The organism is uncultured Mycobacterium sp. (assembly GCF_964249325.1).
GTDB lineage: Bacteria > Actinomycetota > Actinomycetes > Mycobacteriales > Mycobacteriaceae > Mycobacterium.
In genome coordinates this window covers 21,691-22,027 of the sequence record NZ_CAXUCH010000056.1, presented here as the reverse complement: position 1 = coordinate 22,027, position 337 = coordinate 21,691, and the positions used below count along the sequence as shown (strand labels likewise).

At 63.8% G+C, this 337-nt stretch carries 1 protein-coding gene (cut by a window edge); it reads left to right on the top strand.

All coding sequences use genetic code 11. The features are described 5' to 3' along the window. The first annotated feature begins 293 nt into the window (after window positions 1-293). A protein-coding gene (gene ag85A / locus ACFE99_RS09865) for a diacylglycerol acyltransferase/mycolyltransferase Ag85A (RefSeq protein WP_375484730.1) crosses the window boundary here: on the top strand, window positions 294-337 show its 5' portion. 1,012 nt of this gene lie beyond the right edge of the window; only the first 44 of its 1,056 coding nucleotides appear in the window; the start codon lies at window positions 294-296; the stop codon falls past the right edge of the window.

The following is a 337-nucleotide window of genomic DNA, read 5'->3' as shown; positions in this document are numbered from 1 at the left end:
CGTGAAAGCAGCGCCCGCCCGCCCCAACGCACCGCCCGCCAGCAACGCGGCATTCAAGCTCTCACCGGCACACAACCGGCTGTGAGCACATGGTGTAACGCTGTCGCCGGACACGGCGATCCACTGGATGGCCATGCCGGACAGCCGACTATCCAACGCCCTCCAAGGAGAGCGGTTCGGCCAAGGTGTGGTTGACTACACGAGCACAGCTGCGCCCAGCGCTCGCCGGGCCATGCCATGATGCAGTCCGACCTCCGAAAGGATGGGCCGAACAAAAGGATGAGGAAACAGGGATGAGGCTTGTTGACAGGTTTCGCGGCGCGGTACAGGGTATGCC